This window comes from Methylobacterium bullatum (assembly GCF_014845095.1).
Classification (GTDB): domain Bacteria; phylum Pseudomonadota; class Alphaproteobacteria; order Rhizobiales; family Beijerinckiaceae; genus Methylobacterium; species Methylobacterium bullatum.
Map to the genome: position 1 here is coordinate 1 of NZ_NKUG01000081.1, position 7,900 is coordinate 7,900.

2 protein-coding genes and 1 pseudogene are annotated in these 7,900 nt (G+C 71.6%); all 3 read right to left on the minus strand.

From position 1 onward, the window contains the following. A partial coding sequence (locus MBTS_RS12625; RefSeq protein WP_192215798.1) for an amino acid adenylation domain-containing protein occupies nucleotides 1-2,801 on the minus strand: 2,801 nt, incomplete at its 3' end. Beyond that, entirely contained in the window at nucleotides 2,802-7,289 is a 4,488-nt protein-coding gene (locus tag MBTS_RS12630) for an amino acid adenylation domain-containing protein (protein WP_280529923.1), read from the minus strand. 69 nt (nucleotides 7,290-7,358) lie between these two features. Beyond that, nucleotides 7,359-7,832, minus strand: a pseudogene (locus MBTS_RS24005) (phosphopantetheine-binding protein); the annotation flags it as partial. Nucleotides 7,833-7,900 lie beyond the last annotated feature (68 nt).

The window sequence follows — 7,900 nt, forward strand, 5'->3', positions numbered from 1 at the left end:
GCCAGCAGCGCCGCCTCGACCTCGCCGAGCTCGATCCGGAACCCGCGCAGCTTCACCTGCGCGTCGGCCCGGCCGAGATACTCCACCGTCCCGTCCGCCCGCCAGCGCGCCAGATCCCCGGTGCGGTACAGCCGGCCGCCGTCCCGGCCCGACAGGTCCGGGAACGGATCGGGGATGAACCGGTCCGCCGTCTGCCCGGCCCGGCCGAGATAGCCCCGCGCCAGACCGTCACCGCCAAGATGCAGCTCCCCGGTGACGCCCACCGGCACCGGCTGCAATGCCGCGTCGAGAATGTAGGCCCGGCGATCCCCCACCGCCCGGCCGATCGGGGCGTAGGCCCCCTCCACCGCATCGCCGGCCCGTGCTCGCCACACCAGCGGCGAGATCACCGTCTCGGTGGGGCCGTAGCCGTTGATCAGCAGCGTCGGGTCGAGCGCCCGGCCGATCAGGGCGAAGCTCTCCCGCGACAGGGCCTCGCCGCCAAACGCATAGGAGCGCCGGCTCGGGCGAGGGCCGCTGGCGGCCTCCAGCGCCAGCTGATGCATGTAGGCGGTGGGGAAGCCCGCATGGGTCACGCGATGACGCTCCATGGCGTCCAGCGCCTCGCGCGGGGTCCACAGCCCGTCGGGCTTGAGCACGACGCAGCCACCGAAGGCCAGGGGCACCATCCAGCGCTCCTGCGCCCCGTCGAAGCTCATCGACAGGACGTGGAGTTCGCGCGTCTCCCGGTTCGTGCCGTAGACGGCCCCCGTGGCCCGGACGTGCCGGGCCAGGGGTCCATGCGCCACGGCAACGCCCTTGGGGGTCCCGGTGGAGCCGGACGTGTAGATCACGTAGGCGAGCTGCCCCGGATGGGCCGCGGGGGACGGCGCGGTCTCAGGTTCGGAGGCGAGATCGAGGGCGGAGGGGTCCAGGCTACCGGCCTCTCCCATTCCGGACTCTTGCGCCAGCCCGTCGAGGGCCGACCCCTGCACCAGCAGCAGGCGGGCCCCGGCATCGCGCAGGAGGGAGGCCAGACGCACCCTCGGCTGGGCCGGATCGAGGGGCAGGAAGGCGCCCCCGGCCCGCAGGATGGCGAGGAAGGCGGCGATCTGGTCCGGCCCGCGCGGCAGGGCCACGGCGACCACCGCCTCGGGGCCGATGCCGTCCCGGATCAGGCGGTGGGCGAGGCGGTTGGCGGCCCGGTCGAGCTCGCCGAACGTGGTGGTGCGCGGACCGCAGATCACCGCCGGGGCGTCGGGATCGGCCTGCGCTGCCGCGCCGATCAGCGCCGGCACCAGCGCCTCCGACAGCGGCATCCCATCCGCATAGGGCGAGGACAGCGAAGCGAGGGAAGCGGCCGGGACCAGCGGTAGGGTATCGACGCGGCGGCCGGTCTCCTCCACCGCGCCGCGCAGCAGGGTTAGGAAGCCGTCGCGCATCCGCTCCATGGTGTCCCGCTGGAACAGGTCGCGGGCATAGCCGAACGCCCCGCGCAAGGCCCCGCCGGCCTCTGCCACCGTTTCCAGAACGAGATCGAACTGGACATTGCCGGTTCCCCGCCCGAAGGGCGACACGACGAGATCGCCCACATTGAACCGGGAAGGCCCCTCGACCCGGTGGCTGTGCATGACCTGGACGACGGGGGTATGGCTCACGGTCCGGCGGGTCTGGAGCGCCTCCACCAGACGCTCGAAGGGCAGATCTTGGTGTCCTTGCGCATCCACCATGGCGTCGCGCACGGCCCGCACGTGGTCGAGGACGCTGGCCGCCGGATCGACGACGACCCGGATCGCCAGGGTGTTGACGAACAGGCCGACCAGCGCCTCCGTCTCCGGCCGGTTTCGGTTGGCCACCGGCACGCCGATGCGCAGGTCCGCTTCGCCGGTATAGCGCCGGAGCACCAGGGACAGGATGGCCAGCAGGACCATCGCCGTCGTGGCGCCGGCCTGCCGCGCAAGGGATTCGAGGCGGGCGGCGATATCGGCATCGACCGCGAAATCCACCGCCGCTCCGCGAAAGCTCTGGACCGCCGGGCGCGGGCGGTCGGCCGGCAGGGGGATCACGGACTCCGTCGCCCCGAGGCGGTCCCGCCACCAGCCGAGCTGGCGCTCGAGTTCGCCCGCCTCGAGCCAGTCGCGCTGCCAACGCGCGTAATCGGCATAGGCGATCGGCAGCGGCGGCAGGCCCGAGCTCTCCCCCGCCGCATAGAGGCGCATCAGGTCGGCGAGCAGGATCTCCACCGAGCGGCCGTCGGAGACGAGATGGTGCATCGTGAGGAGGAGGACGTGGCGCTCGGCCTCCATCCGCACCAGCACGGCCCTGAACAGGGGCGGTGCCGCCAGATCGAAGGGCCGTCGTGCCTCCTCCCGCGACAGGGACGCGAGGCGTTCCTCGGCTAAGGCCCGGTCCTCGGCCTCCAGCGAGACCTCCCGCAGGCTCGCCGCGACGAATGAAGCGGTGACCGCCTCGACCTCGTCGGTCTCCCCGGCCCGGAACCCCGTCCTCAGGGCTGGGTGCCGCGCCACGAGAGCGTCGAGCGCCCGCGCCAGCGCATCCCGGTCGAGCGCCCCGGAAAGAGCGAGCCCCCCGGCGATATGGAGCAGGGCCGCGTCGCCTCCCATCCGCCCGATCAGCCACAGCCGCTCCTGCGCGTAGGACAGGGGAGCGACCCTCTCGCCGCCCGCATCCTCGTCCCCCGCCACGATCGGCAGGCGCAAGAAGTCGATGCCGCGTGCGGCCAGGGCGTCGAGGAAGACCCTGCGCTTGTCGGGGGCAAGCCGGGCGAAGCGGCGGCTGAGATCGGCGGCTTGGCCAGACATTCAGGCCTCCAGATCGGCGAGGAGAGCGTCCATGTCGGACAGGTCGGCGGCCTCGTCCCGTCCGTCGCCCGCGACCTCGCTCAACGTCGCGGCCAGGGCGTAGCCGCGCAGGGTCGGGGCCTCGAACAGGGCACGGATCGGCACGGTGAGACCGAGACGCTGCTTCACCCGCATGGCGAGTTGCGCGGCGGTGAGGGAATGGCCGCCGAGGGCGAAGAAGTCGTCGTCTCGGCCCACATTCTCGACGTCCAGCACCTCGCGCCAGATCTCCGCCAGGGCGATCTCCATGGCCCCTTCGGGCGCGTCCGACCCTCGCGTGGTCGCGAGCGGCACCGGCAAGGCGCGCAGATCGAGCTTGCCGTTCGGGGTCAGCGGCAGGGACGCCACGACCAGGATGTGAGCCGGCATCATATGTGACGGTAGCCGGCGAACGATCCCGTCACGGAGGGCATCCGCGTCGATCCCGTCGCCGACCACATAGGCGACGAGGTGCCTGTCCCCGGCGGCGTCGCGCAGGATGACGGCGGCATCGATGACGCCGGGTTCCGCCCGCAGGGCCGCTGCGATCTCCCCCGTCTCGATCCGGAACCCGCGCAGCTTCACCTGCCCGTCGGCCCGTCCGAGATAGGCCAGCGTGCCGTCGGGCCGCCGCAGGGCGAGGTCGCCGCTGCGATAGAGGCGCGCCCCCGGTGGCCCGAACGGATCCGGCACGAAGCGCTCGGCCGTCAGCGCGGACCGCCCTAGATAGCCCTGGGCCAGACCGGCGCCGCCCACATGCAGCTCGCCCGCCACCCCATCCGGCACGGGGTCGAGGGCGGCGTCGAGGAGGTGCAGGGTGAGATCCGGCAGGGCCTCGCCGATGGGGCTGTCGGGCCGATCCGCGTCGTCGGCTACGAGCGGTCGATAGGTCACGTGAACCGTGGTCTCGGTGATGCCGTACATGTTCACGAGACGGGGCGAGGCATCGCCGAAACGCTCGAACCACGGGCGCAGGGCAGAAACATCGAGGGCTTCCCCGCCGAAGACGACGTGGCGTAGCGCCAGCCCCCGCGGCCGCGCGAGGGCGGCCTGCATCAGCGGCCGGAAGGCGGACGGGGTCTGGTTCAGCACCGTCACGCCCTCGCGGACGAGAAGGTCGAGGAACGCGTCCGCCGCCCGCGCCACCTCGCGCGGCACCACCACGAGCCGCCCGCCGTGACAGAGCGCGCCAAAAATCTCCCAGACCGAGAAATCGAACCCGTAGGAATGGAACAGCGTCCAGACGTCGTCCTCGGCGAAGGCGAAATCGTCCTGCGTGGTGGTCAGCAGTCGCGCCGCGTTGGCATGGGTGACGACGACGCCCTTCGGCCGGCCGGTGGAGCCCGACGTGTAGATCACGTAGGCCGGCTGCTCCGGGTGGGGTGCCGGAGGCAGCGGCGTGTCTCCGTCCTCGGACGCCGCCGGCCCGTCCATCAGGATCGGCCTGGGGCCGCCTTCGGGCAAGCTGTCGACGAGGCCGGCCGTGGCGAGCACGTGCCGGGCCCCGCAATCGGCGAGCATGAAGGCGAGTCGGTCGGCCGGATAGGCCGGATCGAGGGGAACATAGCCGGCTCCGCTCTTCAGGATCGCCAAGATGCCGACGACGAGGGAGATCGAGCGCTCGGCGCAGAGACCGACGAGATCGCCCGGCCGCACGCCTTCACGGACGAGATGCCGGGCAAGACGCGCCGCTCGGGTCTCTAGGTCGGCATAGGTCGCCTGCTCACCCTCGCACGTGACGGCCACGGCCTGCGGTCGCCGACCCGCCTGCCAAGCGATTCGGAGATGGATCGCGGGCTCGGCCGGCGATGGCCGGAGGACGGCGGCCCGATGCCGCGCCGCTTCGATCTCGTCGGGCAGGACGAGGGAGAGGGAATCGAGGGGCGCGTCGGCCGCATCCATCAGGGCATCGAGGATGTGAAGCACCTGCGCGTTCAGGCGCCGGACCTCGGCGGAGGAGATCCGGGCCTGGTCGATGCTCCAGTTCAGTCGCGGCGCGCCGTCGAGGAGAAGCGACAGGGTGAGGGGAACGTCGGTCGCTTCGAGGGTCGCGACCGGGCCGAATTCCAGGCCGCCGAGGCTGCGGTCGCGGACCACGGCGTCGAGGGGGTAGTTCTCGACGACGACGAGGCTGTCGAACAGCGGCTGCCCGCCGCGCCCGACCCAGGCCTGGATGTCGGCCAGCGAAGCGAGATCGTGCTCGCGCAGGGCCGCCGCCTCGCCTTGCAGCCGACGCAGCCAGTCCCCCACGTTCAGATGTCCGGGCAGGCCGACGCAACGCGGCACCGTGTTGATGAACAGGCCGAGCACCCCGTGCATTCCGCCGTCATCCGGCGGGCGGCCCGACACGGTGGTGCCGAAGGCCACGGTGGAGCGCCCGGTGAAGCGGCTCAGGGTGAGCGCCCAGGCCGCCTCGAACACCGTGTTCAACGTCACCGTCTCGCGCCGGGCGAAAGCCTGGAGGCGGTCGGTCCGCGCCTCGCCGAGGGCGGTGTCGATGGCGATGTGTCCGCTCGCCCCCGTCTCGCCGGACAGAGCCGGGGCGAGGAGGCTCGGCTCGTCCAGCCCGGCCAGGGTCTCGCGCCAGAACGCCTCGTCGGCGCTGCGGTGGATGTGCGAAAGCCGGGTCAGATGCTCGCGGAACAGGCGCGTCGGTGCCTCGACCACCTCTCCGGCATAGTGGCGCAGCACCTCGGAGATCAGGCGCGCATTGCTCCATCCGTCGAGGAGAAGATGGTGGCAGGTCCAGATCAGCCGGTGCCGGTCTTGGCCGAGATCGACCAAAAGGAGCCGCATGAGCGGTGCCTGCGCGAGATCGAAGCCGCAGGCGCGCTCGGCCCGCGCCAGTGCATCGAGATCGGCGTCGCCGTGGTCACTCAGGTCGAGCCGGGTGATCGGCAGTTCGGCGGAGGCATGCACGAGTTGGAGCGGAGCGGCGAGGTCGCCGGTCCAGAGGAAGCTCGTTCGCAGGATCGGATGGCGTGCGACGCCCGCGCGCCAGGCCGCCGCGAACCGGTCGGGGTCGAGGTTACGGATCGTGACGCCGAGCTGGTTCACGTAGAGACCCGCTTTCGGCGCGGCCAGCGCGTGGAACAGGATTCCGCCCTGCGTCGGGGTCAACGGATAGATGTCCGTCACGTCCCGCAGATCGAGGCCGTCGATCCGGTCCTGCGTCAGGGCGGCCAGCGGGAAATCGGACGGTGTCGCGCCGCCGGCCTCGGGGTCGAGTCCGTGCTCGGCGAGGGCGGAGAACGCGGCACCGAGCCTTTCGGCGAGGCACTCGATAGTGGCCCCGTCGAAACGGGCGGCGCTGTAGCCGAGGCGCAGGGTGACCGCGCCGTCCCGCAGGAAGCTGTCGACGATCAGCTCGGCGCCGAGAGGTGCGGCGGGATCCGCCGACAGGCGCATCGATTCGGCATCGATGGAGAACAGGGAACCGGCATCGGTGGCGGCGACGGTGCCGAGGTGATTGAACGTCACCTCCGGCCAGGGCTGGGCCGAGAGTTTCGCACGCTCTGATTCCGGGCCGAGGTAGCGCAGGACCGAGTAGCCCGAGCCGTCCCCGGGGAGGGTTCGCACCGCTTCCTTAGTCGACTTTACATCGCGCCCGACATCGCCCGATACCGACAGGGTGATCGGAACCAGGGTGGTGAACCAGCCGACCGTCCGGTCGAGGGGAAGGTTCGTGGCGTCCCCGTCCCGGCCGTGGCGCTCCAGGGTGACGCCCAGCGTCGAGTGCCCCGACCAGGCGGCGACGGCGCGGGACAGGCCGGCGAGGAGCACCTCGTCGAGCCGCATCCCGTAGGCCGTGCGCAGGCGATCGAGCCCAGCCATGAGGGAGGGGTCGAGGACGAGGGTCCTCGTCGCGGCGTGATGCTGGTCACGCGCGCCTTCGGGTCGGTCGACCGGAAGGAGCGCAGCCGAAGCCGCGGACGCCCAAGCCTCGCTGCGACCGGCGATCTCCGCCGCGTGATCTCGCAGACGACGGGCCCAGGCCCGGAAGGGCGTCGCGACGGCAGGCGCCGATGCGTCTCCCCGGTAGAGCAGGTCGAGGTCGGAGACGAGGATGCGCCACGACACGGCATCCACGACGAGGTGATGGGCCGTGAGAAGCAGGCGCTGACGCCCATCGGGGAAGTTCGCCAGGATGGCGGCGAAGACGCGGCCATCGGCGAGGTTGAGGCTGCGCTCGGCGGCGAGAAAACAGACCCGCGCCTCGTCGTCGCTCTGCACTTCGACGATGGTCACGGGCTCGGCGAGCATCGCGGGCGATATCGGCTCCTGGATCCAGGCTCCGGTCGCATCGCGGCCGAAGGCGTAACGCAACGCTTCGTGATGGGCCACCAGGGCCGCCAACGCGTCGCCGAGGCGATCGGCGTCGAGCCTCACGCGGGCATCGAGTTCGAGGGACTGGTTCCAATGGTCCCGGCGGGCCATCGGCTGTTCGAAGAACCAATGCTGGATGGGCATGAGCGGCGCAGGGCCTTCCGGCACGGACACCGTCGTCTCCGCCCCATCGGGCCGGGCGATGACGCGGGCCAGAGCGGTGACGGTCTGATGCTCGAAGATCTGGCGCGGCGTCACGGCAAAGCCCGCTTCGCGAAGGCGGGCGACGATCTGCAGGCTGAGGATGGAATCGCCGCCGGCTTCGAAGAAGTTCCGGTCGGGTGGGATGGCGGGGAGGCCGAGCGCCTTGGCCCAGATCTCGGCCACCACCGTCTCGGTGGGGGTGAGCGGACGCGAGGGACCGCCCGTCGCCTCGACCAGCGGCGCGGGCTCGGGCAGGGCCGCGCGGTCGAGCTTGCCGTTGGGCGTCAGTGGCAAGCGATCCAGCGCCACGATCCGGCTCGGCACCATGTAGTCCGGCAACCGCCGGGCGAGGTCGGCCCGGAGTACGCTCGCGTCGAGGACCGCCCCGGCCGCCGCCACCGTATAGGCCACCAGCATCGGACCCGCCGGACCCTGCCGCAAAGCCGCCGCCGCGCCCGCCACAATCTCCTGGGCCAGCAGCGCCGCCTCGACCTCGCCGGGCCCTGTCCCTTATAAACATTTGAGGCTGCCGAGAAAAAGAGAGGTGGAAA